At 56.2% G+C, this 26,566-nt stretch carries 31 protein-coding genes and 1 tRNA gene; 26 read left to right on the top strand and 6 right to left on the bottom strand.

The genetic code is table 11. From position 1 onward, the window contains the following. From QCBJ_RS00190 to QCBJ_RS00275, 15 genes are all read left to right on the top strand, one after another. The coding region (locus tag QCBJ_RS00190) for a transposase (protein WP_102059884.1) at nucleotides 1-450 on the top strand (450 nt) is incomplete at its 5' end. 136 nt (nucleotides 451-586) lie between these two features. After that, a complete protein-coding gene (locus tag QCBJ_RS30120; protein WP_158242091.1) occupies nucleotides 587-760 on the top strand; it encodes a hypothetical protein in 174 nt (57 codons plus the stop codon). Further along, nucleotides 757-1,017 (top strand): hypothetical protein, encoded by a 261-nt coding sequence (locus QCBJ_RS00195; protein ID WP_064054623.1) that lies wholly within the window; start codon nucleotides 757-759, stop codon nucleotides 1,015-1,017. The genes QCBJ_RS30120 and QCBJ_RS00195 overlap by 4 nt, the downstream gene beginning before the upstream one ends. Nucleotides 1,018-1,517: 500 nt before the next feature. Then, nucleotides 1,518-2,192 carry a hypothetical protein gene (locus tag QCBJ_RS00200; RefSeq protein WP_102059885.1) on the top strand — a complete coding sequence of 225 codons (675 nt, stop codon included), beginning with the start codon at nucleotides 1,518-1,520 and terminating at the stop codon, nucleotides 2,190-2,192. A gap of 277 nt (nucleotides 2,193-2,469) precedes the next feature. Beyond that, nucleotides 2,470-2,832: a hypothetical protein gene (locus tag QCBJ_RS00205; protein WP_102059886.1), complete on the top strand. Its 363-nt coding sequence runs from the start codon at nucleotides 2,470-2,472 to the stop codon at nucleotides 2,830-2,832. Nucleotides 2,833-2,960: 128 nt separating this feature from the next. Continuing rightward, nucleotides 2,961-3,488, top strand: a complete 528-nt coding sequence (locus QCBJ_RS30605) for a transposase (RefSeq protein ID WP_318185834.1) — start codon at nucleotides 2,961-2,963, stop codon at nucleotides 3,486-3,488. A gap of 72 nt (nucleotides 3,489-3,560) precedes the next feature. Next, nucleotides 3,561-3,956, top strand: a complete 396-nt coding sequence (locus QCBJ_RS00215; RefSeq protein ID WP_078046318.1) for an SMI1/KNR4 family protein — start codon at nucleotides 3,561-3,563, stop codon at nucleotides 3,954-3,956. Nucleotides 3,957-4,825: 869 nt separating this feature from the next. Next, nucleotides 4,826-5,275 carry a hypothetical protein gene (locus tag QCBJ_RS00225; protein WP_102059888.1) on the top strand — a complete coding sequence of 150 codons (450 nt, stop codon included), beginning with the start codon at nucleotides 4,826-4,828 and terminating at the stop codon, nucleotides 5,273-5,275. 287 nt (nucleotides 5,276-5,562) lie between these two features. After that, on the top strand, nucleotides 5,563-6,381 hold the full coding sequence (locus QCBJ_RS00230; protein ID WP_064052491.1) for a hypothetical protein: 819 nt from the start codon (nucleotides 5,563-5,565) through the stop codon (nucleotides 6,379-6,381). A 518-nt stretch (nucleotides 6,382-6,899) separates the two neighbouring features. Next, a complete protein-coding gene (locus QCBJ_RS00240) occupies nucleotides 6,900-7,358 on the top strand; it encodes an SMI1/KNR4 family protein (protein ID WP_102059890.1) in 459 nt (152 codons plus the stop codon). Between the two features lie 363 nt (nucleotides 7,359-7,721). Then, entirely contained in the window at nucleotides 7,722-8,507 is a 786-nt protein-coding gene (lepB, locus tag QCBJ_RS00250) for a signal peptidase I (protein WP_102059892.1), read from the top strand. Next, entirely contained in the window at nucleotides 8,504-8,914 is a 411-nt protein-coding gene (locus QCBJ_RS00255) for a hypothetical protein (protein ID WP_256581433.1), read from the top strand. The genes lepB and QCBJ_RS00255 overlap by 4 nt, the downstream gene beginning before the upstream one ends. A gap of 69 nt (nucleotides 8,915-8,983) precedes the next feature. Further along, nucleotides 8,984-9,292 (top strand): hypothetical protein, encoded by a 309-nt coding sequence (locus QCBJ_RS00260; RefSeq protein WP_102059893.1) that lies wholly within the window; start codon nucleotides 8,984-8,986, stop codon nucleotides 9,290-9,292. A gap of 17 nt (nucleotides 9,293-9,309) precedes the next feature. Next, nucleotides 9,310-9,783: an RDD family protein gene (locus QCBJ_RS00265; RefSeq protein WP_102059894.1), complete on the top strand. Its 474-nt coding sequence runs from the start codon at nucleotides 9,310-9,312 to the stop codon at nucleotides 9,781-9,783. Between the two features lie 486 nt (nucleotides 9,784-10,269). Continuing rightward, nucleotides 10,270-10,779 carry a hypothetical protein gene (locus QCBJ_RS00275; RefSeq protein ID WP_145994210.1) on the top strand — a complete coding sequence of 170 codons (510 nt, stop codon included), beginning with the start codon at nucleotides 10,270-10,272 and terminating at the stop codon, nucleotides 10,777-10,779. Between the two features lie 193 nt (nucleotides 10,780-10,972). Here the strand turns inward: QCBJ_RS00275 and QCBJ_RS00285 are convergent, their stop codons facing one another. Further along, nucleotides 10,973-11,230: a hypothetical protein gene (locus QCBJ_RS00285; RefSeq protein WP_058426360.1), complete on the bottom strand. Its 258-nt coding sequence runs from the start codon at nucleotides 11,228-11,230 to the stop codon at nucleotides 10,973-10,975. Between the two features lie 575 nt (nucleotides 11,231-11,805). On the opposite strand from QCBJ_RS00285, the gene QCBJ_RS00290 reads away from it, so the two are divergent. After that, complete coding sequence (locus QCBJ_RS00290) at nucleotides 11,806-12,426, top strand: hypothetical protein (protein ID WP_102059896.1); 621 nt, start codon at nucleotides 11,806-11,808, stop codon at nucleotides 12,424-12,426. Nucleotides 12,427-12,517: 91 nt separating this feature from the next. Here the strand turns inward: QCBJ_RS00290 and QCBJ_RS00295 are convergent, their stop codons facing one another. Then, complete coding sequence (locus QCBJ_RS00295) at nucleotides 12,518-13,105, bottom strand: hypothetical protein (protein ID WP_102059897.1); 588 nt, start codon at nucleotides 13,103-13,105, stop codon at nucleotides 12,518-12,520. Between the two features lie 16 nt (nucleotides 13,106-13,121). Further along, nucleotides 13,122-13,733, bottom strand: a complete 612-nt coding sequence (locus tag QCBJ_RS00300) for a hypothetical protein (protein ID WP_102059898.1) — start codon at nucleotides 13,731-13,733, stop codon at nucleotides 13,122-13,124. A 173-nt stretch (nucleotides 13,734-13,906) separates the two neighbouring features. On the opposite strand from QCBJ_RS00300, the gene QCBJ_RS00305 reads away from it, so the two are divergent. The 7 genes from QCBJ_RS00305 to QCBJ_RS00335 all read left to right on the top strand — a co-directional run bounded on the left by QCBJ_RS00305 (nucleotide 13,907) and on the right by QCBJ_RS00335 (nucleotide 19,235). Further along, the gene (locus tag QCBJ_RS00305) at nucleotides 13,907-14,488 is read left to right on the top strand and encodes a hypothetical protein (protein WP_102059899.1); all 582 of its coding nucleotides are present in this window, start codon (nucleotides 13,907-13,909) and stop codon (nucleotides 14,486-14,488) included. 43 nt (nucleotides 14,489-14,531) lie between these two features. Then, nucleotides 14,532-15,212 (top strand): CsgG/HfaB family protein, encoded by a 681-nt coding sequence (locus QCBJ_RS00310; protein ID WP_012721602.1) that lies wholly within the window; start codon nucleotides 14,532-14,534, stop codon nucleotides 15,210-15,212. Nucleotides 15,213-15,241: 29 nt separating this feature from the next. Beyond that, nucleotides 15,242-15,604 carry a DUF4810 domain-containing protein gene (locus QCBJ_RS00315; RefSeq protein WP_012721603.1) on the top strand — a complete coding sequence of 121 codons (363 nt, stop codon included), beginning with the start codon at nucleotides 15,242-15,244 and terminating at the stop codon, nucleotides 15,602-15,604. After that, nucleotides 15,601-16,251, top strand: coding sequence for a DUF799 domain-containing protein (locus QCBJ_RS00320; RefSeq protein ID WP_012721604.1), 651 nt, complete (start codon nucleotides 15,601-15,603; stop codon nucleotides 16,249-16,251). The genes QCBJ_RS00315 and QCBJ_RS00320 overlap by 4 nt, the downstream gene beginning before the upstream one ends. Before the next feature lie 121 nt (nucleotides 16,252-16,372). Beyond that, nucleotides 16,373-17,995: a VWA domain-containing protein gene (locus tag QCBJ_RS00325; RefSeq protein WP_102059900.1), complete on the top strand. Its 1,623-nt coding sequence runs from the start codon at nucleotides 16,373-16,375 to the stop codon at nucleotides 17,993-17,995. Nucleotides 17,996-18,072: 77 nt separating this feature from the next. After that, nucleotides 18,073-18,645: an RNA polymerase sigma factor gene (locus QCBJ_RS00330; protein WP_012721606.1), complete on the top strand. Its 573-nt coding sequence runs from the start codon at nucleotides 18,073-18,075 to the stop codon at nucleotides 18,643-18,645. Further along, nucleotides 18,642-19,235 carry a hypothetical protein gene (locus tag QCBJ_RS00335; RefSeq protein WP_102059901.1) on the top strand — a complete coding sequence of 198 codons (594 nt, stop codon included), beginning with the start codon at nucleotides 18,642-18,644 and terminating at the stop codon, nucleotides 19,233-19,235. Before QCBJ_RS00330 ends, QCBJ_RS00335 begins: the two co-directional genes overlap by 4 nt. A gap of 55 nt (nucleotides 19,236-19,290) precedes the next feature. Here the strand turns inward: QCBJ_RS00335 and QCBJ_RS00340 are convergent. Continuing rightward, nucleotides 19,291-19,367 (bottom strand) — tRNA-Arg (locus tag QCBJ_RS00340). Between the two features lie 370 nt (nucleotides 19,368-19,737). Between QCBJ_RS00340 and gabD the strand changes: the two genes are divergently transcribed. From gabD to QCBJ_RS00355, 3 genes are all read left to right on the top strand, one after another. Next, nucleotides 19,738-21,180: an NADP-dependent succinate-semialdehyde dehydrogenase gene (gene gabD / locus QCBJ_RS00345; protein ID WP_012721618.1), complete on the top strand. Its 1,443-nt coding sequence runs from the start codon at nucleotides 19,738-19,740 to the stop codon at nucleotides 21,178-21,180. 185 nt (nucleotides 21,181-21,365) lie between these two features. Continuing rightward, nucleotides 21,366-22,643 (top strand): 4-aminobutyrate--2-oxoglutarate transaminase, encoded by a 1,278-nt coding sequence (gabT, locus tag QCBJ_RS00350; RefSeq protein WP_012721619.1) that lies wholly within the window; start codon nucleotides 21,366-21,368, stop codon nucleotides 22,641-22,643. A gap of 139 nt (nucleotides 22,644-22,782) precedes the next feature. Continuing rightward, complete coding sequence (locus tag QCBJ_RS00355) at nucleotides 22,783-23,991, top strand: HDOD domain-containing protein (protein ID WP_102059902.1); 1,209 nt, start codon at nucleotides 22,783-22,785, stop codon at nucleotides 23,989-23,991. Nucleotides 23,992-24,053: 62 nt separating this feature from the next. On the opposite strand, the gene QCBJ_RS00360 is transcribed toward QCBJ_RS00355, so the two are convergent. Together QCBJ_RS00360 and desA are read right to left on the bottom strand one after the other, a co-directional pair. After that, a complete protein-coding gene (locus tag QCBJ_RS00360) occupies nucleotides 24,054-25,055 on the bottom strand; it encodes a sensor domain-containing diguanylate cyclase (protein WP_102059903.1) in 1,002 nt (333 codons plus the stop codon). Between the two features lie 188 nt (nucleotides 25,056-25,243). Then, entirely contained in the window at nucleotides 25,244-26,428 is a 1,185-nt protein-coding gene (gene desA, locus QCBJ_RS00365) for a delta-9 fatty acid desaturase DesA (RefSeq protein ID WP_012721622.1), read from the bottom strand. Between the last annotated feature and the right edge of the window lie 138 nt (nucleotides 26,429-26,566).

The raw sequence follows: 26,566 nt of genomic DNA on the forward strand, positions 1-26,566 counted from the left end.
GGGCAGCGCTACGTTCAATACATCAATCGAACCTATCAACGAACGGGCACGTTGTGGGAAGGACGTTTCCGCTCCTGTCTGGTTCAAAAAGACAACTATGTTTTAGCTTGCTATCGATATATCGAAATGAATCCGGTTAGAGCGGGCATGGTTGCTCATCCGGGCGACTATCGCTGGACCAGCTACAGGGCAAATGCACAGGGCGAGCCATCAAGCTTTTTAAGCCCACATGCGGTCTATAGAGAGTTAGGTAGCAGCACCGTGCAACGAGCCGAATCCTACCGGTCTTTATTCAAGGATCGGCTTTCACCTGAGTTGATAGAGCAAATTCGATTTTCTACAAACGGTAATTACGTTTTGGGCGATCAGAAGTTTGCGGCCGAGATTGAGCAGGCATTAGGTAAACGAGTTTCGCAGGGGGTGTCAGGACGCCCAAGGAGTGTGAGCTAAAAGAATAGAAGAATAGTGGTCTGACCCCTATTTCCAGCTCTATTTCCAGCTTGGTACCGCTAAGACACCCGGTGGTAAGCAAATCAACTATCATGCTGCGGATCGTATGGTAAATCCGCCTAAAGGCAGAGAACCGATGACCATTCTGGAAGTGGAGGATTTTATTGATGCCGCAGATAAAATTAGAAAAATAAAAATAGATGATCGTGGTACCTCAGTTACGCTCATGAACTCTAAATATCCTAAAGCTCAAATTGCTGTGGATGGGGATCGTATTATTACGGTTGTTAATCCGGTAAAGAAAAAATGACGATAAATAATTTGATTGAGCATCTTGATAGATTTGTGAGCGGTTCTAATATTTCGGTTCAATGGGCAAAAGACGCGGAAACCCTTCTGGATGAAATTGAAGAAAATGAAGGCTTTGGTAAATTTGAAAATCTGTTTGATGAGCTGCAGGAAAAGCTTTCGCTTTATCGGCCTGGTGGCGGAGAGCATCTTATAGATGAGTTTGAAATGAAACTGTTCTGTATAAGGGTTGTTTCAGCACTTTTAGAAGGGAGGTAGGCAATAGGGTTAGTCCGATATTGTCCTCCTGTGAAATAGGGGAATATAGGAGGCAGACCACGATTAGTGCCCTAATGTATATTGGTGGTCTGACCCCTATTTTTCCAAGGTGTAACAGTCAAAGTCGGTGTTCCCGCCCCCAGTAAAACAGGTGTAGCAGAATTTAAGGTGGAACCATGGACCAAGAAGTAATTCAGTGCGAGCGCTCGGGCGTAAACCCGAAATGGCCCTCCTTCAAAAGTGTGCTGGGGCGCATAGCCAAGGGGCCACACGTCTCAGATGAATACGAGTTGAATGGCATCCGTGAATATGTTGAGCGCGGCGATGCATTTGCGAAGCCATCAATGCCTGTACCGAATAGTGACAACGTTACGCGTAGTAGCTCCGAATGGATGGCCGTCACACGAGCCCACAAGGTATTGGCAACCGCACCAGATAACCCGCAATGGCTTCTGGAATTGGCCCATTGGCTGCGCTATTACCAAGTAGGAATTTGGCAGTTGTTCTTCTGGGCGGGTCAGTTCGACATTATTGCCAAAGCGGCAGGCAATGATCGACGCCGCCAAAACTACAGCATCCAAACCGCCACCAATATGATGGCCGCCATGGCGATCCTAGGATGGAAGGATGCCGTCATCCATCAGGGCTATCTCACCCATGCGGCTCTCAACCGTGGGCATCAATTAGTGATTGAGTACGAAGAGCAACACCGCCGCGCCCAAGCCTTTATGCTGCGTGTGTTTGCCGATTGGGTGGGCGATGTCTCGCATCAATGGCCTGCTTATGCTTACGACGAACCCATCTACGAAGCCTTGTTGGCCAAGTGGCGCACTCCCAGCCCCGACGACCTGATGCCCTGCCTGTTGGCCGCGTGTGACCGCCACACTTGGCAAACCGGCAAAGAGAGCCAGAAGAATTCTTACGACTTCAATCAGGACTGGCACTTGGAGCGCGTGCCGGTGGAAATTCTCTATATCCTGCGCCTGCGCCAGTGGGAAGGTTTAGCCAATCCGCAGAAGATTGATCATCCGCTGCTGGCCGTGCCCTTTGATCAATTACCGCCCGAGCAGCCAGTGCCTGAGCTGGACGAGTTGATGCAAGGTGTGCTCAAGCGTGCAAGGGAAGATTGGCCACAGTACGATGAAGTGCTGTCTTTGCCAGCATTGAAGGGTTGAACAGGTGCAAAAGGGAAATAGGGGTCAGACCACGATTAGTGCGCCAATGTATATTGGTGGTCTGACCCCTATTTCCCTGCGGGAGAAGTGAAAATTGTGAACGGCGAAGTTAAATATATTGATAATACATCGGGGCACTATGAGCCCTCTGGTCGGGCTGCTCAAACCGCAGCAGAAGATGCTTTTTCTCGAAAAGGGCTTGATGTGGGAGGGAAGTATATAGAAAAGTCTGGGTGCCAGATTCTAGCAATTCCAGAAAAGGCGCCTGGGTGCCGAAATGAATGACGTCATTAAAGAGTTTGATAAACTTTGCGATATGGCTATAGCCGCTTTTGGTGAAGAGCTAGACATTTCCTACGAGATGTCCTTATTAAAGATTTTGGAGTTTGTAAAAAAACATCCTGGCTATAAAGAAAATTTTATAGATAGATTTAAATTGATTTTAATGTCTGGAGACTCGCCCTTTGAAGTGGTGGCATTTTGTATGCGTGAGCTTCAGTGGCCCGAAATTAAAAAATTTGTAATTTCAAAGATGAATCCTTCTGAGGACCCTCGTAGCGAGGCCCTGCGAAGCACATTAACTGTATATGACGAACTTTGGCCTGATGCGGATCTTTACAGTTACTATAGTGTGAATTAATTGGAGAAAATAGGGGTCAGACCACGATTACTGCTAAAATGTATCTTGGTGGTCTGACCCCTATTTTCTCTTTACGTTGATAAGTTAGACCTGCTTGCTGAATTGTATGGCTGTAAAATTCACGCAATGTGCTTGATGACAAATCACGTTCACTTGTTGTTGACCCGCACCTGCTTCGCAGGGGCTGGTCTACTTATGAAAGGGCTGGGCAGCGCTACGTTCAATACATCAATCGAACCTATCAACGAACGGGCACGTTGTGGGAAGGACGTTTCCGCTCCTGTCTGGTTCAAAAAGACAACTATGTTTTAGCTTGCTATCGATATATCGAAATGAATCCGGTTAGAGCGGGCATGGTTGCTCATCCGGGCGACTATCGCTGGACCAGCTACAGGGCAAATGCACAGGGCGAGCCATCAAGCTTTTTAAGCCCACATGCGGTCTATAGAGAGTTAGGTAGCAGCACCGTGCAACGAGCCGAATCCTACCGGTCTTTATTCAAGGATCGGCTTTCACCTGAGTTGATAGAGCAAATTCGATTTTCTACAAACGGTAATTACGTTTTGGGCGATCAGAAGTTTGCGGCCGAGATTGAGCAGGCATTAGGTAAACGAGTTTCGCAGGGGGTGTCAGGACGCCCAAGAAGTGTGAGCTAAAAGAATAGAAGAATAGTGGTCTGACCCCTATTTCCCGAGAAATTATCTCAGATAAAAAATAGAGAGGCTCTGATGGAGAACTTTGAAGTTTTGATGCGAGAGAAGAAAGATGAGCATTTATTGGATGGGTTAGACGCTGTGGATGATGCAGTTTTACGTGCGATAAGAGACAGTTTTCAAAATGTTCCCGAAGATTATCTGGCATTCTTAAAAGACTTTGGTGCTGGAGAAATTGACTATGCAGGTATCATGCTTTACAGCGGCTTTTTAGAGGCTGAAGAGATTTTTGATGCAGGTACTGCTAACGCTTTTCGGGATATTCGATTTTTCGGAGATGATATGCAGGGCCGATGCTTCGGCTTCGATACAAACGACAACTGGTCTGTAGTCGAAGTGGACTCATCGGATATGAATATTAGAAAGTTGTCTGATGAATTTTCTTGTTTTTTATATGGTTTACTGAGTTGAGGGGAATAGGGGTCAGGGAAATAGAAAGGAAAATAGGGGTAGGAAAATAGGGGAGGAAAATAGGGGGCAGACCACGATTAGTGCACTTATGTATATTGCTGGTCTGACCCCTATTTCCCCTATTTCCCCCGAGCAAATGCACAGCTGGAACCTTCAGCACTTATAACGCCTCATGATTGTTATAAGGAATTGGAAAAAATCGGGGTCTGACCCCTATTTCCCAGCAATTGAATAGGAGAAAAAGCGTGAAAATTAATAAATGGCTTCTAACAGTATTATTGTCTGCCTTGGCGGGGTGCGCACCCTCCCATTCCAATTGGGAAAATGGAATGAATCTCCGGGTAGGTACTCATTTTGACTCCCATCTTTACAAGGACTGTACGCGAGGATGTGGCGACTCATATTGGTCGCCTGTAAATAAGAACAAGACGTTTGATAAGGTTGTTGATGAGAGCGGAGGCAGTCGGTATTACATAACTTGGATTAGAGATTGCCGATATTCGGTTTTTGTCTCCGCGGATCGGCTAATAAAGTCATGGAGATACGAAACGTCTAACGTAAAAGGATGTTATGTCTTTTAACTGCTGTCTTAAGCGGAGAGAAAGAATACAGATTTATTTAGTAATTACTTGCCGATCAGCGCCAGGCCTAAATAAATCCGCTCCCACTTTCACGGTGCTTGTACGATAAGTACCGTCCGCAAATTGAAGCGGAGAAAAACGTGAGGGAAAATAAGGGGAAAATAAGGGTCAGACCACGGTTGCATTAATGGTGGTCTGACCTCTATTTCTTCGGCAAAAAATCTTTCGAAATTGCTGAGAATGAACAATATTGACGTAATTATTCATAAATAGTTTTTGAGGTTGACAATGGCGAATACCGGCGAAACGTACGATAGGCTGCTGGCCCGACGCGCTGCTGAATTCCCTGCATTCAGATCTGAGCGTCTGCCGGTGCTGCATAAGTTTTGTGAAAGTCTCGGATTTGATCAGCCGCATGAAGTATTGATTGAACCCAAAAAGTTTTTATTCCAGCTGGACAGTGGTTTTCAACGCGCTGACATCAATGAGGAAGATAGGGTTTGGTTTGTTACCCGTATCGGCTACTACATCGGCGAATACTTGATCTCCCTGTTTGGTGGCTATTGGCTACTTGATGAGGATCTGTCGTCACCCTCTTTTGCCAGATACGTGGTCGGCGGCTTTTCAAAGCCAGGTGTTAAAACTAAAATCGTCGACCCGTTTGAGATAGCACAACGCTATGCAACTACACCGGCTCCGCGCTTTTTAAGACAAGAGATCGAAACGGAGCTGGACTGAAAAAGGGAAACAAAATAAAAAGAGTGGGTTTATTTAGTGCCCAATAGGCAAATTTATTTTATGGAAATAGGGGGGCAAATCTCGGATACATTAATGGTGGTTGACCCCTATTCCCCACGCAGATCGTTGACCCTCGCCATCAGGTACCCGTACCTTCGCGCGAGGCTTATCAACTGATCCATGAGCTGCGAATTCGACCTCCAATTTCTTCTTTGGTCCTATTTCGTCATTACACAGAATGAAGGTCCCCGAGTGGTCGACGCCTCTGGCGCCAAAACGGTGAAGGCATGAACGTTAAAACAGCGTTAGAAGCGCTGGGGTTACCCGACGCGGTGGTGGCATGCGCCGATGGAAGCATCGACACGCCCATTTGCACACTGCAAGCTCCTGCCGAGTGGTATGTGTTTCCACCTGCATTGATCCCGATATGGAGTGACGGGTCTTGGCCTACTTATATCGGGTACTGGAAGCACTGGTTTGTTGATCGTGAACCCACCTTCGTAAAAATGTACGTTGGCAGCGACCTAATGACCGTAGAGATCGCCCGCACGCCTGCGCAACTGATGGGCGTGCTCGCGATGATGTCGATGAGTCTTGAGGAGGGGGTAACGCCCGAACTTGAGCGGTTCGCCAGGGCTGTGGGCCTTGATTGCCTGGACGCATTGGATGCGCAGTCGTTGAAAAGTGGTGATGACCCCAAAGGCCTCGCCAACGTCGAAACGTTCAAGACGTTGACGCCACTGGAGAGTATTTCTGACGGCGCAACCCCTTACACCGGAAGCTTCCCGAATCCGTCAGACCCAACCACTGATTGGTGGAAAAGTAGCTGCTATTTTGAGGTTGTCGATAAGCACATGCCGGTGCCGAAAGGCGTGGAACTGCCCGCTTGGTTTGATCCTGAGCGCGAGAAAAAGCCGTTGTTCGAGGATTTTATGCAGGCGGGACGCCTTGACTGCGCATGGCTGACCTTGAACTCCACTGGCTGGTCAATTGCCGATGCGCGGCAGGCACTGGTTGCGTTGCAGGAGCGCGCCGACGATAAGGCGTTTGACGCGGTTGTCGCCTACTGGTTGTCCATTGCGGATTTGGATGCTGGGGGTTATTAAAAAGGAAATCGGGTTCAGATCGCGGTTAAATTAATGGTGGTCTGACCCCTATTTCTCTATAAAGGGTATACGTTTTACGAGGAGGCTTCCGGTGAGAAGAAATAAATGGATCGGTGGGTTTTTCTTATCGATCTCACTGTTTTCCATGATTCTGGCGGTTAGCCTGCTACTCGCAATGATCATCGCTGCGGTGATTTCACTTGCCCTGCGCACTGACTCGCCTTGGGTATACAACTGGATCGGCTTTCCTCTTACGTTTGTATTCGCGGCGTATTGGATCCTCACTCGATGGACGTATGTGAAGTGTTACATATCCGGTAATGGGGGAATGTAGTGACCCCCTGCGATAAACCCCGACAGGTGCACTGCCGGGTACCTTTACCTGTTCAAGGACGATCAATGAAACCCAGAGAAAAGGGGACAGATTTATTTAATAGCTTGCCGGCCAGCGCCAGGCCTCAATAAATCCGTCCCCTTTTTTAGTCGGAAGTTACGGGCTCGGAGCGGGGAGTTTAGACGTGAATTATTCGAGAATAATTGATCTTATTAAAAAGTCGGATTTCGTTGAGTTTGCTGATTATGGTGACGGGATTGCTGATGAGTGGATTTATAAAGCTGAAACTCGTCTTGGCTTAAAATTTTCGGATAGCTATAAATGGTGGTTGAAGTGTTATTCTGGCGGGGAAATAGCTGGGGAGGAGATTTATAGTATTTACGAAATGGATTTTGACAGTGTCAATGGTGGTGATATCGTTTATATGTCAATCGTTAACGGTCGAAATGGGTTGTGTGGGAAGGAGAAGCTATTTATCTGTGAATCGCCGGGTGCAGGGGAGTCATTTTATTTTGCAGCGGGCGATGGTCTTAATGATGGGGAGTATCCTGTTTATAGGCTTGATCTTTATAATCAAGCTTCTAGTTTATATGCGAAAAATTTTATCGATTTCTTAGAAAAAAGAATAATGGCTTACAGTTGATTAATGATTGTGGAGAAAAACGGGGTCTGTAAGGGAGAGGATTGATTTATTTCAATAAATCTGTTCCTTATTCTGAAAGAATAGAGACGGTAATGAGAAAAAATGAACCTTGGTGGCTCGCAGTCTATCTTCCTTGCGCTTGTGCGTTAGGTCTATTGTTCATGTGTGTGTTCTTTCAGGTTGCCGGGTATTGGTTGAGTGGTGGCGAGGACGTTGCCGTGCTTATAAAGGAGAATGTGCCGCTTTATCTCAAGATGGCTGGAGCTGGCTTTATTCTAGGATTTGTCTTGTGGTTGTCTAATGTTCGTTGAACTTCGGATTTTCTTGTTTTATAGATGCTTTTTACCTCTTCAAGGATGATCAATGAAATCCGCAAAATTCTCGCTCCTGGCGTTCCTCATGTCCTGCCTGGTGGCAGGCTGGGGCCTGGTGTATGTCGACCGTATCAAGTGGGGTATCTGTGTCGCCGTATTGCTGTACGGCGGTTTCGCGTTGCTGGGAGCGCTGGGGTTGGTCGCTACCCCCATTGGGCTGTATGGGCTATTCGCCTTCTTGATCATCGTCAAGCTGGGCTCAGCCATCCTTTCCGCCGTACTCGCGCGTCGCTACGATGGACCGCCCAATGTGCCACGCAAGCGTTTCCACGTCCTTTACGTCGGGGTGATGGTGATTGCGGTACTGATGCTCGATGTATTGCGAGTACCCGTACTGGGGTTCAAAAACTACTACATCCCTTCCGGATCGATGGTGCCGACGCTTTCCATTGGCGACTACATCCTGACGGACCTGCGGGCCGGTCCGCCCAAGGTGGGGGATATCGTGGTGTACCGCTGGAATGGCACTGAAGCGGTCAAGCGAGTGGCGGGTGTTGCTGGAGACACGTTAGCCCTGGTGAACGGTGAACTGATCCACAACGGCGAAAACCTCGGGTTGTTTCACGCGCCAGCCGACCGCGTAAAAGGGCCTGAATCCCTTGCAATGGCACCGGTCATGGTCGAGCCAGGGCACCTATTTTTGCTGGGCGACAACCGCTGGAGCAGCAACGACAGCCGCTTCATGGGCCAGGTCGCGGTTGAGGACGTGGTGGGCAAGGTGACGGGCATCTGGTTCTCAAATGAGCGCGCGCGTATCGGGACGACGTTCCCATGAGCCTTTCGAGTGGGGCGTGTCGGATTGTGCAGTGGCTGTGCCTGCTGGTGATGTGCTGCAGCGCCAGCGTATTCATATTGGCCTGGCTTTACCTCGATCGCAGCTCGTCAGTGCTGGGCGTAGCGGCAGGCGCTTTTGTGTGGTGCGGCATTGGCCTGTTGTTTGCGTTTGTGTTTGAACGGTCTCGCACTGCCGCAGCCACGCTCCGGTTTATGTTGACTCGGACAGTGGCGCTGCTGATGCTTGCGGCGGTTGCGGCCTATCTGGTTGGCCTGCTGTGGGTCGAGCCGGAACGCGATTTCATGGAGGCTCAGTTAAAAGGGGCATCGTGTGGCAAGTACACGGGTGTGATTGAAAAAGGGTGGGAGCAAATTTGCGCTGATTCAAAGCAGCCGCAAACGCCTTGAAGCTGGCTGGGCTTGGATAGGCAGTCAGTTTGGTCCTTTTGATTGTTCAATGTTCGTTGAGCGTTTTTGATGATGAATCGATATGCAGGAAAGCCCTTTCTCCGTCTTCTTGAATGCTACGTCCTGTCGGCCATTGGTGCGCTGTCCGACCAGCAACGCGCCGATTTGACGGCACTCGAACCCAAGTTGCACGAGCTGTATGGGACGCAGGGCTGTTGGTCTGATGTCGTCGCCTCTCAGATGGAGTTTCCGACCTCCTTGGAGGAAAAAATCCGAGCCGTGTGGCGCACAAATTCGGCAAAATTCACGCAGGCCGGTGTGTCAATTAACGCCGAAGACTTTGCCAGAAACTTTGTCGATACCAATTTTCCTTCTTAAAGCTGGAGCAACACCGCATGGACGCAAGCAACACTGCTAAACGCCCGACCATTTTGGCCAGCATCGGTCGCCGCCTGGCCGCGCGCCTCATCGACTGCGTCATCGCCGTGCTGATTTTTTTCATCCTCAAATTCGCCGCCGGGGCGCTGTCTGCCTACGTTCCTGCGGTGACGCCCAAGGCGGGTTTTCTTTCCGCGTTTTTTGCGGCCTTCGCCTACTTCCTGCTGGCTGATGCGCTCCCCAACGGCCAGAGCCTGGGCAAGCGCCTGCTGAGCATTGCCACCGTCGACCGCAAGACCCGTAAAGGCTGCAGCGTTTCCCAGTCGTTCACGCGTAATTCCGGCGCGCTGGTGGTCATCGATTGGGTGTGGATCTTTATGGAATCCAGGACGCGCTTGGGCGACATGTTCGCCAAGACCATCGTGATCCAGACCGGCAACCTGACGAGCGTGCGCGGCCTGGCGGATATTTATGACAATGGCCGGGGATAAGCACGTTATGAACGATTCAGTATCGGTTGCCCAAACCTGGGACCTCGCTTTTTATTTATTACGTAAAGGCTAATGGCCACTGTCGTTTTTGTTTTCCTGACAAAGCCTTAGGAGATTTCGCCAGAGGCTTGCACGCAAGCGCCAGTAAAACGGAGCCGCCGGGGCGTCAAAACAGCCTGAGAACGCCTTTCAACTCCGTAAAATGCCGCGATTGTTTAAAGCACGATACTTTTCAGGGACGAATTCAGACATGAAAAAATGGAAAAAATAGGGGTCAGACCACGGTTAAATTAATGGTGGTCTGACCCCTATTTCTTTTTTGACCCCTATTTCTTAGGTGAGGGTACTGGCCGATCACTTCTCAAGCTTCATCCTTAATCAATTGATTGAGGTGAAAGGTTACGTCGATTGGCGTGCGGAGCAATAACGAGCACTCAAGCGGGTAGCTGAAAGCGTTTCCGCAGTAACCCCGAGGTTATGGTGAACATGTACGAAAAATTAGAAGTCTTTAATGCGCTGGGATGTGCGCTATTAGAGCGGCTGACGCCTGTTTCTTCAGGTGAAATAAGTGTGATACGGCAGCAGTGGCCGGCGGCGCCCGACGAGTACTTTGCTTTTATGCAGGAGCGGGGGCACGGTGAAATCAAGGAGGACGACTGCGCGCTGCCGCTTTTGACGATTCAACCGATGCTGCTTTCTGCTAAGGCTGACTACTTCGGTGATGATGGAATTTATAAAGACGGGCCCTATGAAGCGTGCGCGAAGGGCGAGGTGTGGCTGTTCGGCTGGGATAGCGTCGGGACTGCTTTCGGTTTCGACAGCGGAGACAACTGGCGATTGTTGGAAATCGACAATATGCGTTGGATAACGCGACTTGACTTGTCCTTTTGTCAGTTCGTCGAAGGGCTGTTGGTTTGTTACCCACAGCGACCAGTGAGCTTTGCGAATGGAGTTTGGCGCGACTCGGGAGATGTTTCTTACAGCGCGCCGGCATAGGCACAACAGCCTGCCGGGCAGAACACGGTTACATTAATGGTTGGTCTGACCACTATTTCCCCGAAGCTGCTGTTCAGTGTGCTGGACGGTCTTTTGTATTGTTCGGCCTGCGTCGTCGCTTGGGCGATATGTTGGCCAAGACGATTGTCATCAATACCTGAGCAGGGCGGCCTGAACGGCCGCCCGGTCTGAGTCAGGACGGGCTGGCGTTCAGCCTGCGACTGATCGCATCCAACAAATCACAGCCGTCGCGCAGCGGAATCGCCAGCAGATGGGCGAAGTCCTGCAGCACTACTGCGTCGCTGCTGAGCTGATCGCGGAAGGCCAGGTTTTCCAGGAGTTGGGTGACGGCTTGGATGCGGTGCACGGCGGCGTCGTGGAGGACGTCGAGGGGGGCTTGGGTGTCGATGAGCAGGGCGGGGACGGTGCAGTCGTGGCCGGTTAGGGGCATGTAGCGGTTCATAGGTAAAACCTCGGTCAGTAGAGTGAGACTGTCACCTATCGTCGCCAAACGAATGGGTGACAGCTGTACGCAGGTTGGCGAACCGGGACCGAGTTCCGGCAGACCCGAAGGTCTCCCGCGCACAGCTGCCATAAAGCAGCGATGCGGGTACGAAAGCACCTGCAAGCAAGCAGAAAGCTTTCGCATACGGTCAACGGATCGCCAAATCCGATCGCCCTGTTGGACGACGGCCGGACTATAAGCCCCTCACCCAAAACCGCGCAAGGCATCAGGGTGGTGGCACAGTGCCTCATTCAATGCCATCCACTGCCGACACACTGGCGATGCCCAGACGCATCAAAAATCTGAATCGGCCTTCGCCGGCGAAAGGGGCGCGTCGTGCGGTAAGTACACGGGCACGATTGAGAAAGGGTGGGAGCAAATCTGCGCCCGTTCAAACACCGTGAGTTGATGCCAACGGCATGATGCTCAAAGCCCTGTATGCGTGTTAACCGATTTATCCCGTTACTGCAGAAGCAAACTCGCTCCCATCCACCCATTATTTGGACCCAAGGAAGCTGTCAATGAAACTGTATCGTCTGTTTATCTCACTCACTGCACTGGCGACCTGCACCAGCAGCTTCGCCGCAGCGCCAGCCCTGCAAAGTTTTCTCGCCTGCGACCAGAACTCCCTGGCGGTGGTAAGCCAGCCAGGGCTCAAGGACCGTGTCACCCATAAGGTGGAGAACGGCAAGATCACGCTCAGCGGCGGCACAAAATCCGATATGGGCCAGCGCTGGATGTTCAACACGCCTCTGACGCTTGACGGTGTGACCTTGACCGGCTTTTTCGCCGAAGACCAAGACCTGATGGGCTCGCGCATCATCAACTGGGGTTTCTACACCGAGCAGGCGCCCGACGCGCTTTACGCACAGCTGAGTAAAGTACCGGGTACGGCGTTGGAGAAAGCCAACGGTATCTTCGCGCGTGCGCAGATCTGGTCGCACAAGCAATCAGCCTGGGTACCGGAGGGCGGCGATGACAACGCAGGCAAGCTGGTCACCGATACGGCCGAACGCATCTTGATGGTCGAGCCCGCACCGAGTGACCTGGCCAAGCCCAGCAAAGGCATGATCACCTGCTCGGTTCAGGGGGCGGTGAGCGCAGCGATGCTCAAGACCACTCGACCTGACCTGATCAAGTGAGCTGAGGCCGGCAACGATACCGCGGGCATGCTGAATGCCTGCGGTGTTCTCTGGTTTTTCGCGAGCAAGCTCGCTCCTACAGGGGGCGGGGTTACAGCAACTTGCGCTGCACCGCCTCATCCAGCGTACTGCGCGTCAGCGCCTCGACCACTTCCCGCGTATCGCTCTGGAACGGGATGCCCACGATCAGCACCAGGTGCACCCACGTGCGCACCGATTCGCTCTTTCTGACGCGGCCCAGTTCCTTGCCATCCTTGTCCTTGAACACCGTCTCCAGGGTAAAGATGTTCTTTGCCGTGGTCGGGATGACGAAGAACGTGAAGCCGGTGAGGAATGCCGAGACCGGGCTGTACTCTTCGTTGTTGTGCAGCGTCGCGTCGACGTAGATGTCCGAGTCGACCTTATCGGTGCTCACCCGCGAAAAACGCTGGGAGTCGCGATAAGAATCGGCTACAGCCTTTTCCCACAGCACCACCGGCGCGCCGACTGCTGCGTTGCCCGGGCCGCCGTTGACGTGGTTCTGCGCCGTGGTGCGCACGTACGCCGTAGGCTTTTGCGCCGGGGCGTTGGCGGTCGGTGGCCAGGTCTGTACGGCGGGCAATTCGTGCTGCGAGTAAGACACGCAGCCGGTCAGCAGGACAGCGGCGAGTACCAGGCTGTGTTTGATCAATCCTTTCATGCATCACTCCTTGAAATTACAGTTTGGCCAGGTTGGCGGTGGCGGTGTCGAGCAGTTGCCCGACCAGTTTGGTCAGCTGTTGGCCGCCCATCGACGGAGCCCAATATTGGCCGCTGTAAAGCCCGACGTTGTGTTCGAATTTGATCGAATCCTTGGCCTGGGCCAGCTCCTTGCCGTTGCGGTCGACGATCACCAGGTCGCCGGCCACCTCGAAGCTGTCTACGTAGATCGGGCCGTTGACCCAAATCCAGAGAGTCAGCGTCAGCAGCGCGCCAGGCACGTACGCCGGATGCGGCGCGCGATGGCCCTTGAGGGCGGTCATGTTGAATTTGAGCGTCACGTCCTGCTCGCCCAGGCGTACCGGATACTCGGTGACCTGCTTGAAGTAACCCCCGGTGCGCACGTATTGGGTGATCTGTGCAGTCAGGGAGCTGCTGATGGCGGCCTTGTTGGCTTCATTGACGTCGGCGGCGCTCACCGTCACATCGGCGATTTGCGCGCTACGCGGGCTGCTGACAGCGACCGGGTGGAGCGGGGCGGCGATGGGGCCGGTGACGGTGTAGGAAACGCAGCCGGTCATTGACAGCGCGGCGGCCAGGGCTGTAGCCCGGAGCAGAGTGTTAAGCACGCAATATCCCTATAAGTGAGCAAGCGAAGTTACTGTTTCGACCCGTATTCGCATAACTTGAGGGAATGTGCGCCACCGCACGGCATCCGACGAAACATCTTGAGAAGCGCTCTCAACCCCGTAAAATGCCGCGATTGTTTAAAGCACGATACTTTTCAGGGATGAATTCAGACATGCGCGCGTTTGCCGTCTTCCTCTGCGTCTGCCTACTGGCGGGCTGCGCCTCCAAGCCGGAGTACTACATCTCGCCGGCGCCGGTCACGATTCCCAAGAACGCCACTTACTGGCTCGACACGTTTGATGTTGAGGTGGTGGGCAAGAACGAGCGTTTCTTGCCGGATGACAAGGTTCGCCAGCAACTGGGCGTCGATCTGGTCGACCGCCTGCTCAGCGCCAAGCGTTATGCGACCAGCAAGGAAAAGGCCGATTACCTGCTGGATGTCAGCATCGTCTATACGCGCCATATCCCCGACTCCAAAGGCGGCCTCTCGACGTTGATCGTGGATGACAACACCATTCTGGCCGCTGTCGATTTCAGCTATCGGGTCAAGGTCAAAAAGGGGGCTGGCGAGGTCCTGCATTTTGCCAAGACGCGAAACAACCTTGTGCCTTCCGGCGTGATGGGTGAAGCGCAAAAATGGAAAACCATGGGCGGGATCATCACCAACTCCGGTAACTCCAGCGTCGAGCGTTTTTATACCGGCGTTTTGAGTCGCGACATTGTCGATGACCTGCGCGCCATTCCTTCTCGTTAACCCTACTCACTCCAACTGCCGATTTATCACCCAGGAGCACCCTGTGAACACACTGTCCAAAATCCTGCTGTCCGGCCTCACCGCCGCAGCGCTGCTGACCGTGGCCGGTTGCGCCACGGAGAGCAACCGCGCCATGCCGGTGGAACAAGTCGCCAGCGCCCACGTCGCCTATTCCGGCGTACGTGTGCCAATCGCCGTGGGCAAGTTCGATAACCGCTCCAGCTACATGCGCGGCATCTTCTCCGACGGCGTTGACCGCCTCGGCGGCCAGGCCAAGACCATCTTGATCACCCACTTGCAGCAGACCAACCGCTTCAGCGTGCTGGACCGCGACAACATGGGCGAAATCTCCCAGGAAGCCGCGATCAAAGGCACCGTGCAGAAGCTCAAAGGCGCTGACTATGTGGTGACCGGCGATGTGACCGAGTTCGGCCGCAAAGAGACCGGTGACCGCCAGCTGTTCGGCATCCTTGGCCGTGGCAAGACCCAAGTCGCCTACGCCAAAGTCGCACTGAATATCGTCAACATCAGCACCTCCGAAGTGGTGTATTCCACCCAGGGCGCCGGTGAGTACGCGCTGTCCAACCGTGAAGTGGTCGGCTTCGGCGGCACCGCCAGCTATGACTCCACCCTCAATGGCAAGGTCCTCGACCTGGCCATGCGCGAAGCCATCAACCGCCTCGTCGACGGCATCAACGCCGGCGCCTGGAACCCGCGCAACTGATCAGCAACACCTCAAGGAGCAGTACACGGATGAGCAAGGCAGTTAAGTTGGCGCTGATGTTGACAGCAGTCGCAACGGTCGCCGGGTGCCAGACGGCGCCCCAACCCCTGTATCAATGGGAAAGCTACCAGCCGCAGGTTTACGAGTACTTCAAGGGCGAGCCCAAGGAAGCGCAGGTCGAGGCGCTGGAGCGGGATCTGCAGAAGATCAACGCCAGCGGCCGCAAGGCCCCACCGGGCTACCACGCGCACCTGGGCATGCTCTACCTGAGCATGGGCAAGGATGACCAGATGGTGCAGGAGTTCCGCACCGAGAAGGCACTGTTCCCTGAGTCCGCCGCCTACATGGATTTTCTGCTGAAAAACGCCAAGACCGGAGTCGCCACTAAATGAGCCTGTTGAAACTCACTGGCGCCTTGCTGGCCCTGGCCCTGCTCGGCGGTTGCGCAGCCCCCAAGACCATTGACTACACGGCATACAAACAGGCGCGACCGAAGTCGATCCTGGTACTGCCGCCGATCAATGAGTCGCCGGAAGTGCAGGCCTCCTACAGCATGGTCTCGCAAGTGACCTACCCGTTGGCGGAAGCCGGCTACTACGTGTTGCCGATTGCCCTGGTGGACGAAACCTTCCGCCAGAACGGCCTGACCACTGCCAACGATATCCAGGCGGTGCCACCGGCCAAGCTGCATGACATCTTTGGCGCGGATTCGGCGTTGTACATCACCGTTACCAATTACGGCACCAAGTACATGCTGATCTCCAGCGACACCTCCGTGACGGCCTCGGCCAAACTGGTCGACCTGCGCACCGGCACCACCCTGTGGACCGGCTCGGCGCATGCGTCCAGCGAGGAAGGCAACAACAACGGCGGTGGCCTCGTCGGCATGCTGATCACTGCGGCGGTCAAGCAAGTGATCAACAGCTCCACCGATGCGGCGCATCCGATCGCCGGTATCACCAGCGCGCGCCTGCTGTCGCCGGGGCAGCGTGCGGGGATCCTGTACGGCCCGCGTAATCCCAAGTACGGCACGGACTGATATCCGGATTCTGAGAGCACCACAGTTGGACTGTGGTGTTATTTGAATCAGGGTTAACCCGAACATCCCGCACCTTGCGTCTGACCTTGTGAACGGATCATTCATTCACGAGGTTCAGCCCATGTCCCACCCTCTGTTTTTCCTGCGTCCTGCCGCCCAAGGCTTTGCCGTCACCATGGTGGTGGCGTTGGCCGGTTGTGGGCTGTCCTCATCCCCTGAGTTGGCCAAACCGGCCGAGCCCGTCGCCGAATTGCAAAGCGCGCCGGCCCAGGGCGCTTTGGTGAAACGCATGGCAATGCCTGCACCGATGCGTATGCAGGAGTCCGCCGCGATGGACTACCGCAGCGAACCCCGCGAGCAATACGCCAACCTGCCGGACAACCCGGTGCATCGCGTGGCCGAAACGCCGGTTTCAACCTTCAGTGTTGATGTCGACACGGGCAGCTACGCCAACGTCAGACGCTTCCTCAACCAAGGCCGCCTGCCGCCCGAAGGCGCTGTGCGACTCGAGGAAATGGTCAACTATTTCCCCTACCACTACGCGTTGCCCACCGACGGCTCGCCCTTTGGCGTGACCACCGAAGTGGCCGCCACACCGTGGAACCCGCGCACCCAACTGCTGCGCATCGGCATCAAGGCGTCCGACCGCCCCGTGGCGGAGTTGGCGCCGGCCAACCTGGTGTTCCTGGTGGACGTGTCCGGCTCCATGGACCGTCGCGAAGGCTTGCCGCTGGTGAAAAGCACGCTGAAATTGCTGGTGGATCAGTTGCGCGAGCAGGACCGTGTTTCGCTGGTGGTCTATGCCGGTGAGTCCCGGATAGTGCTCAAACCGACTTCCGGTCGAGACAAGGTGAAGATCCGTAACGCCATTGACCAACTTACCGCAGGCGGCTCCACGGCGGGCGCCTCCGGCATCGAACTGGCCTACCAGATGGCCCGCGAAGGCTTTATCGACAACGGCATCAACCGCATCCTGCTGGCGACCGACGGTGATTTCAACGTGGGCATCAGTGATTTCGACAGCCTCAAACAGATGGCGGTAGAGCAGCGCAAAAGCGGTGTGTCCCTCACCACCCTGGGTTTCGGTGTGGATAACTACAACGAACACCTGATGGAACAACTGGCCGACGCCGGCGACGGCAATTACGCCTACATCGACAACCTGCGCGAAGCGCGCAAAGTGCTGGTGGACCAACTCAGCTCGACCCTGGCGGTGGTGGCGCGCGATGTGAAGCTGCAGGTGGAATTCAACCCGGCGCAGGTCAGTGAATATCGCCTGCTGGGCTATGAAAACCGCGCCTTGAAACGCGAGGATTTCAATAACGACAAAGTCGACGCCGGTGAAATTGGCGCAGGGCATACGGTCACTGCGTTGTATGAAATTGTGCCCAAGGGCGAGAAGGGCTGGTCGGAGCCTTTGCGCTACGCTGCTGCGCCTGCAGCTGAGGATAAATCGGGTGAGCTGGCGATGCTGCGCGTGCGCTACAAGTCGGCGGCGGGGGGTGACAGTCAGTTAATCGAGCGCCCCATCCGCAATAAATCCACCCAAGCGAGCGACGACCTGCGCTTCGCGGCGGCAGTGGCAGCCTTTGCACAACAGCTCAAGGGCGATGGCCGCTACACTGGCAGCATGAGCCTGCAGGACACTGCCGCACTGGCTCGCTCGGCCCGAGGCAATGACCCGTTCGGCCTGCGTAATGAGTTCGTGCAACTGGTGGAATTGGCCCAAAGCCTCAAACCCTGATCTTGAATGCAACACTGGTCGAAATGTGGGAGGGGGCAAGCCCCCTCCCACATTTACAAAAGGAGTTCGCCCATTACATGGCCGTTCCAGACGATCCACCCAGCGACGAAGCGCTGCTGGCCCGCTACCGAACCGGCGACAGCGCCGCGTTCGAAGCCTTGTACGCGCGCCATCGCCAGGGTCTGTACCGATTCCTTGTGTCCCTGAGCAACAAGGCCGAACTGGCCGAGGAAATCTACCAGGAAACCTGGCTCAGCCTGATCCGCAGCGCCACCCAGCCACAAGGCCGGGCGAGCTTTCGCACATGGCTGTTCCAGATCGCCCGCAACCGCCTGATCGACCACTGGCGCAAGCACGGCATCCACAACCCCCTGCACGACAGCTACGACGAGCAACTGCACGCCCAGGCCGACGACAGCGCCGGCCCCGAGCAGCAACTGAGCCTGAGCCGCGACCAGGCCCGCCTCGACGCCGCGCTGCAAGACCTGCCCGAAGACCAGCGCGAAGTTTTCCTGCTGCGCCTGCACGGTGACCTCGAAGTGCCGCAAATCGCCGCCCTCACCGGCGCCCCGCTGGAAACCGTCAAAAGCCGCCTGCGTTACGCCCAGCAGAAACTGCGTCGCCTGCTGGCCGAGGAGATACCCGCATGACCGACCCCCGACACACCCCGGACCCCGACGACGTGCTGCTCCAGCACATGCGTCAACACAGCACCGGCGAGCCGCCCGCGTCCCTCGACGCCTTCATCCTCGCCACCGCCCGCCGCGAAGCCCCGGCGCCGCAGCCGAGCCTGTGGCAACGCTGGCTGCAAGCCTGCCAACGGCCACGCTGGCAGATGGCGTTCGCCACCGTCGCAGGCTTAGCGCTGATGATCGGCGTGGTCCTACGCGAGCCCGTGCCGCACCCCGACATCTCCACGGCGACCTTCTCCGCCCTTCATGAGGAAGCCGCGCGTCCTGCTCCGCCCCCGATGTCCGCCCCTGCGCCCGTGGCACGACTGGCCGTCGCCCCCAAGGCCGAGAGCGCGCAAGTCATGGGCTCGATGGCGGATGAGTCGCCCGCCAAACTCAGCAAACGCGCGCCGGTGGCGGTGCCGGGGTTGGAGGAGGGGTTGCAGGAGATTGTGAGGCTGCGTGAGGCTGGGGAAACCAGAGCGGCGGATGAGAAGCTGTTGGCGTTGCACGAGCGCTTTCCTGAGGAAGACTTGCCGGCGCGGTTGGAGGCATTGCAGAAACATTGAATGTCGCCCACAAAAAAGCCCCAGGCCTTTTGACCTGGGGCTTTTTCGTCATATCTGGTGCACCCGGCGGGATTCGAACCCACGACCCCTGCCTTCGGAGGGCAGTACTCTATCCAGCTGAGCTACGGATGCTTGTGCGGGCGACATCATACCCATGTCGACCTTGGGCGTCCATGCTGGTCTTTGAGCCTTCAAGCGTAGGAATCTGCCGCATAAGGCCCTAAGTCGGGAGGCGCCGATCATTGCAGTGAAACCTGGCAGAAATACGCTGATCAGAAAAATCGGATAAATGCGCCGTTTTCGTTCTTTTTTTCGAACAGACTATTGCCCTGTACCCCCATTGATCCTAGGATTCGTTTGAGATTTCAAACGCTCTGTCTCCCGTGCGCTCTTTCACTTCTTCCGCGCGCAGAGGCTGATTTCCCTGACGGCAGCCCACAAGGCGCCTTTCAACAACTCTAATTCGCTCCGCGTGCGCGCGGTGCTGTTAAGGAAAGCCGACATGCAGCTCAAAGATTCCCAGTTGTTCCGCCAACAAGCCTTTATCGATGGCGCTTGGGTCGATGCGGACAATGGTCAGACCATCAAGGTCAACAACCCTGCCACCGGTGAGATTCTCGGCACCGTGCCGAAGATGGGGGCCGCCGAAACCCGCCGTGCCATCGAAGCTGCCGATAAGGCCCTGCCGGCCTGGCGGGCACTGACCGCCAAGGAGCGCGCCAATAAGCTGCGCCGTTGGTTTGAGCTGCTGATCGAAAACCAGGAAGACCTCGGTCGCCTGATGACTCTCGAGCAAGGCAAACCGCTGGCCGAAGCCAAGGGCGAGATCGTCTATGCCGCGTCCTTCATCGAGTGGTTCGCCGAAGAAGCCAAGCGCATCTACGGTGACGTGATTCCTGGCCACCAGCCGGACAAGCGCCTGATCGTGATCAAGCAGCCGATCGGTGTGACCGCTGCGATCACCCCGTGGAACTTCCCGGCCGCGATGATCACCCGTAAAGCCGGCCCGGCGCTGGCCGCCGGGTGCACCATGGTGATCAAGCCTGCTTCTCAAACCCCGTTCTCAGCCTTGGCCCTGGTTGAGCTGGCACACCGTGCTGGCATCCCGAAAGGCGTGCTGAGTGTGGTGACCGGCAGCGCCGGCGACATCGGTGGCGAGCTGACCAGCAACCCGATTGTGCGCAAATTGTCCTTCACCGGCTCGACCGAAATCGGTCGCCAGCTCATGGCCGAATGCGCCAAGGACATCAAGAAAGTCTCCTTGGAACTGGGCGGCAACGCGCCGTTCATCGTGTTCGACGACGCCGACCTGGATAAGGCCGTCGAAGGCGCGATCATCTCCAAGTACCGCAATAACGGCCAGACCTGCGTCTGTGCCAACCGCCTGTACATCCAGGATTCGGTGTACGACGCGTTCGCGGAAAAACTCAAAGTGGCGGTGGCCAAGTTGAAGATCGGCAACGGTCTGGAAGAAGGCACCACCACGGGCCCGTTGATCGACGAAAAAGCTGTGGCCAAGGTCCAGGAACACATCGCCGATGCCCTGAGCAAAGGCGCCAAGCTGTTGGCCGGTGGCAAGGTGATGGAAGGCAACTTCTTCGAGCCGACTATCCTGGTCGACGTGCCGAAAAACGCCGCCGTCGCGAAGGAAGAAACCTTCGGCCCACTGGCGCCGCTGTTCCGTTTCAAAGATGAAGCTGAAGTGATCGCGATGTCCAACGACACCGAGTTCGGCCTGGCTTCCTACTTCTATGCCCGCGACCTGGGCCGTGTGTTCCGCGTGGCTGAAGCCTTGGAATACGGCATGGTCGGCGTCAACACCGGGTTGATCTCCAACGAAGTCGCGCCGTTCGGCGGCATCAAGGCCTCGGGCCTGGGCCGTGAAGGTTCCAAGTACGGGATCGAGGATTACCTGGAAATCAAATACCTCTGCCTGGGCATCTAACCCGCCCGGCAAGGCATTGCCGTAAACGCAGAGGGCACGAGAGCGCTGACCCTTTGCGTGTTTCACACCGTTATTCGTAGTGGCCGGGAAAGCTGTGGCAGTCGATCATCGCATGCTGCCGTAGTTGCCTCCCCGCCACGTATTCCTTGGACCACGCCACCCGATGAGTGGCGAATGAGGACTTTATGAGCAAGACCAACGCATCCCTGATGAAACGCCGCGAAGCCGCTGTACCCCGCGGTGTTGGCCAGATTCACCCGATCTTCGCTGAATCCGCGAAGAACGCCACCGTGACCGACGTTGAAGGTCGCGAGTTCATCGACTTCGCCGGCGGTATCGCCGTGCTGAACACCGGCCACGTGCACCCGAAAATCATTGCCGCCGTGACCGAGCAACTGAACAAGCTGACCCACACCTGCTTCCAGGTACTGGCCTATGAGCCTTATGTGGAATTGTGCGAAAAAATCAACGCCAAGGTCCCAGGTGATTTCGCCAAGAAAACCCTGCTGGTCACCACCGGTTCCGAAGCCGTCGAAAACGCCGTGAAAATCGCCCGTGCCGCCACTGGCCGTGCCGGCGTGATCGCCTTCACCGGTGCCTACCACGGCCGCACCATGATGACACTGGGCCTTACCGGCAAAGTCGTGCCGTACTCGGCTGGCATGGGTCTGATGCCGGGTGGCGTATTCCGCGCGCTGTTCCCGAACGAATTGCACGGTGTCAGCGACGATGACGCCATCGCAAGCATCGAACGCATCTTCAAAAACGATGCCGAGCCGCGTGATATCGCTGCCATCATCATCGAGCCGGTACAGGGCGAAGGCGGCTTCTACGTTGCGCCAAAATCCTTCATGAAGCGCCTGCGCGAGCTGTGCGACAAGCACGGCATACTGCTGATCGCTGATGAAGTGCAAACCGGTGCCGGCCGTACCGGTACGTTCTTCGCCATGGAACAGATGGGCGTTGCCGCCGACCTGACCACCTTCGCCAAATCCATCGCTGGTGGCTTCCCGCTGGCCGGTGTGTGCGGCAAAGCCGAATACATGGACGCCATTGCACCCGGCGGCCTCGGCGGAACCTATGCCGGTAGCCCGATTGCTTGCGCCGCTGCGCTGGCGGTGATGGAAGTATTCGAAGAAGAGCACCTGCTGGACCGCTGCAAAGCTGTCGGTGAGCGCCTGGTGACTGGCCTTAAAGCTATCCAGGCTAAATACCCGGTGATCGGCGAAGTACGTGCATTGGGCGCGATGATCGCGGTCGAACTGTTTGAAGATGGCGACAGCCACAAGCCGAACGCCGCTGCCGTTGCCTCCGTGGTGGCCAAGGCGCGTGACAAGGGTCTGATCCTGCTGTCCTGCGGCACCTACGGCAACGTGTTGCGCGTACTGGTCCCGCTGACCTCGCCGGACGAGCAGTTGGACAAGGGCCTGGCGATCATCGAAGAATGCTTCTCCGAGCTGTAAGCGGAGGCTGAGCTGATTGACACAAAAAACCCGCTTCGGCGGGTTTTTTTATGCCGATCACTGCGCATTCAGGCCTTGTTCATTGTACGTAGGCGCCTGCATTGTCTAAGGTTCCAGCATTGCCGAGGGAGCGTGCAGGATGATTGCTGTTGATTTACCCGCTGTACCGCGCGTACTGATTGCCGAAGCAGACCCCTGGTCGCGGGACCTGCTCAAGCAAGTGCTGTTGAATGTGCGCTGCGATGCGCGGCTGGATGTGTGTGCCGACGGGCAACAAGCGGCCACGCTGTTGCGCGAAAAGCCCTACGACCTGATCCTGGCGGATTGGGAGCTGCCGGGCATCGATGGGCTGAGCCTGTTGCGCAACGTGCGCCAGAAACGCCGCTCACCCGCGCTGCCGTTCATTCTGCTGAGCAGTCGCAACGACAGCGCCAGCGTACGCGAAGCCTTGCCTTTGGCGCCCACGGCGTATTTGACCAAACCCCTGAACATGGAAGGCCTGACGCAGCGTCTGCAAGACCTGCTGCTCAATGAAGGCGAAACGGTGTACTGCGAGATTCCGCCGCTGGCGCCCGGCATGACCTTGCCGGTATTCCTCGAGCGTCGCCGCGAGGCGTCCGATGGTGCGCCGTTGCGGGTCGACGTGAGAGCCGCGGTGCAACGCAGCCTCGGGCCTGATGGCCTGGACCTTAAGCAGCTCGAAGACCGGGTGCGTATGGACCCACAAATTACCGCCGTGCTGATCGCCGCCGCCAACAGCGCCGGCCATCACGGCACGCCCGTGCAAACCCTGCCCGCAGCCCTGCACACGCTGGCGCCCGGGCACAGCATGAATCTTATCCTCGGCCTGGCGCTCAAGCACAACGTGGTGTTGGGCGATCCGGCCCTGGTCGCCTATGCCGAGCGTCACTGGCAGTTGTCCCAGGACACCGCCGACTATGCCCGGCGTCTGGCACACCTGTTGGAGTTGGACCATGAGCACTGCTACAGCGCCGGTATCCTCCATCGGCTGGGTGACTTAGCGCTGTTGCGCTGCCTGGAAGACTGGCGCCAGGGCGGTGGTGCATTGGATGACGAAGCGATTGGCGAGTCGCTCCACACGTTTGGCGCTGCCTACGGCTCGGCACTGCGCGCACGTTGGCGTTTGCCGCTTGAGCTGCGTCAGTTGATCGCGGCGATTTATTCGTTGGAGGGCGGGGTCTATGCCCGGGATGCGCTGGTGATGAACCTGGCGGCGCAGATGGCGCGTTTGACCGAGTACGAAGGGCTGGAAGCACTGGCTGCGGGCAAGACAGCGCGACTGCTCAAGGTGGGCTTGCCGGAGCTGACCCGAGTACGCAAATCCTAAAAGGCGCTGCGGTCGAAATGTGGGAGGGGGCAAGCCCCCTCCCACATTTGATCAGTCGACCACTAGCCGGCGATGACGCGGTTTTTGCCGAGGCGCTTGGCCTCGTACATGGCCGCATCGGCGCGGGCGAACAGGCTGTCCAGGGTCGAGTCTGACTCGCTGAGGTTGGCCAGGCCCTGGCTGATGGTCACGCTGAAGGCCTGGCCTTCATAGCTGAAACTCAGCGCCTGAATCTCTTTGCCCAGTCGTTCAGCGACCTGCAGCGCCATCTCCGGTGCGCAGCCGGGGAGGACAGCGGCGAACTCTTCGCCACCAATGCGCCCGAACAGGTCGCCACGGCGCAGTACCCCGCGACCGCTCTCGGCGATACGCCGCAACACCTGATCGCCTTCCAGGTGACCGTAGGTGTCGTTGACGTCCTTGAAGTCATCGATGTCCAGTAGAAGGAAGGCCAGTGGTGCACCTTGGGCACAGGCAGTGTCGAAGGCCTGGTTGGCGCATTCGAAGAAGTGTCGGCGGTTGCTGCTCTGGGTCAGCACGTCGGTGGTGGCGAGACGGTGCAGTTCCAGCTCAAGTTGTTTCTTTTCGGTGATGTCTTCGGCCATGCCGACCACGATCACCGGTTCGCCGGGCTCAACCTGTTGATTGATATAACACTTGTCGCTCAGCCAGCGGATCTGCCCGTTGGCCGTGATGATGCGGTACTCCCGGTCTTCAACCGCGCCCTGCTCCAGCACGCGGGCCAGGCTGTGTTCGGCGTAGTCGAGGTCCTCGGGGTGAATGCTGTTGCGCCACTCCCGATGGTCGGCCAGCAGCAGGCTGGCGGAGCGACCGAACACCCGCTCGTAAGCCGGGCTCACGTACAGCACGCGACGGGTTTCCCAATCGATGGCCCACAGCACGGCATTCACGCTGACCAGCATCGAGCTCAGCAGCTGCTCACGCTCGCTCAATCGCTCGACTTCACCCTGGGCATGCACCAGCGCCAGCAGGGTCGCCGCCGCAGCTGGGCGGGAATGCTCAGCTGTGGGCGCGTCGACTAAGGAGGACTTTTCGTGAACCATCGGCACAACTCTCTCTGGGCGCGCCGCAAACTGGAGCAGCGGTCACTACAAGGGGCCACCATGATGGCGAAGTGTTCATTGAGAGAGGCGAATTGCAGTGAAGTTCCGTCAATAGGATCGATTGACGGTGTCCGAGAAATGGCGCCAAAAAGCTGATGGGCGGGAGGGAAGGCCCTCCCGCCTTGTTGTCATATGGATGCAGGGCGCAGCGAATAGGTCTTCAATTGGTGGGCAAAATCCCGCAGGGACTGGATGCCGCTGGCCTCGGCCTCGTGTACCCATTCCTTGATGGCGGCGAGCATATCGTGGCCATTGGAGCTGGTCTTGAGCCAGATCTGTTGCAGCGCCAGGCGCTTTTCATAGATCACTTTAAGGGCCTGGCTATGCTCCAGCATGCTCTGGATACGCAGGTGGTGGCGGTCGTCCAGCAAGCTGGTTTCCCGCGACAATAGACGCTTGGCGCGGTGGAATTGGTGACGAACGGAGTGATCGACCTTTTCCAGTTCCTGCTTGACCAACGGTCCGATTACCAACTTGCGGTACTGGGCCATGATCTGGAAGCGGTTGTTGAGAATCGCCATGGCGGTGTCCATGTCCAGGTGGCCCTTGCCTTCTACACGGTGGGCGATGGGCGCAACGCGCTGCACCTTGGCCAGGCGCAGGAAGCTGAACACTTTGATCCACGCCCAACCCAGGTCGAACTCCCATTTCTTCACCGACAGCTTGGCGGAGTTGGGGTAGGTGTGGTGGTTGTTATGCAGCTCTTCGCCCCCGACGATGATGCCCCACGGCACCAGGTTGGTCGCCGCATCACGGCATTCGAAGTTGCGATAGCCCACGGCATGGCCCAGGCCATTGATCACACCGGCGGCCCAGAACGGGATCCACATCATCTGGATCGCCCAGATCGTGATGCCGATGGTGCCGAACAACAGCAGGTCGATCACGCCCATGATCGCCACGCCGAGTAGCGGGTAGGGGGTGTAGAGCTTGCGTTCGATCCAGTCATCCGGGCAGTTCTTGCCGTAGATACGCAGGGTCTCCGGGTTTTCGGCCTCGGCGCGGTAGAGCTCGGCACCTGTGCGCAGCACGGTGGACAGGCCCTTGATGACCGGGCTGTGCGGGTCGTCGACGGTTTCGCACTTGGCGTGGTGCTTGCGGTGGATGGCCGTCCACTCGCGGGTGTTCTGCGCCGTGGTCAGCCACAGCCAGAAGCGGAAGAAGTGTTTCAGGCCTGCATTGAGCTCCAGGGAGCGATGGGCTGAATAGCGGTGCAGATAGACCGTGACCGCAATGATGGTCACGTGGGTCATCAACAGAGTGACTGCCACCAATTGCCAGGCTGACAAGTCAAGAAAACCGTTGTACCACATAGGCTGTATGGCCCTCAGATAAAGAAAAAAACAGCTCACGCATTATCACTAAGCCTACAGAGAAAACCAGCCGCCCTTTCAGATAGGAGTGACTGGATGTTTCTTATTCTATAATCCGCAGCCTTTGTGGGGCGATTA

This window comes from Pseudomonas sp. QC2 (assembly GCF_002859085.1).
Classification (GTDB): domain Bacteria; phylum Pseudomonadota; class Gammaproteobacteria; order Pseudomonadales; family Pseudomonadaceae; genus Aquipseudomonas; species Aquipseudomonas petroselini.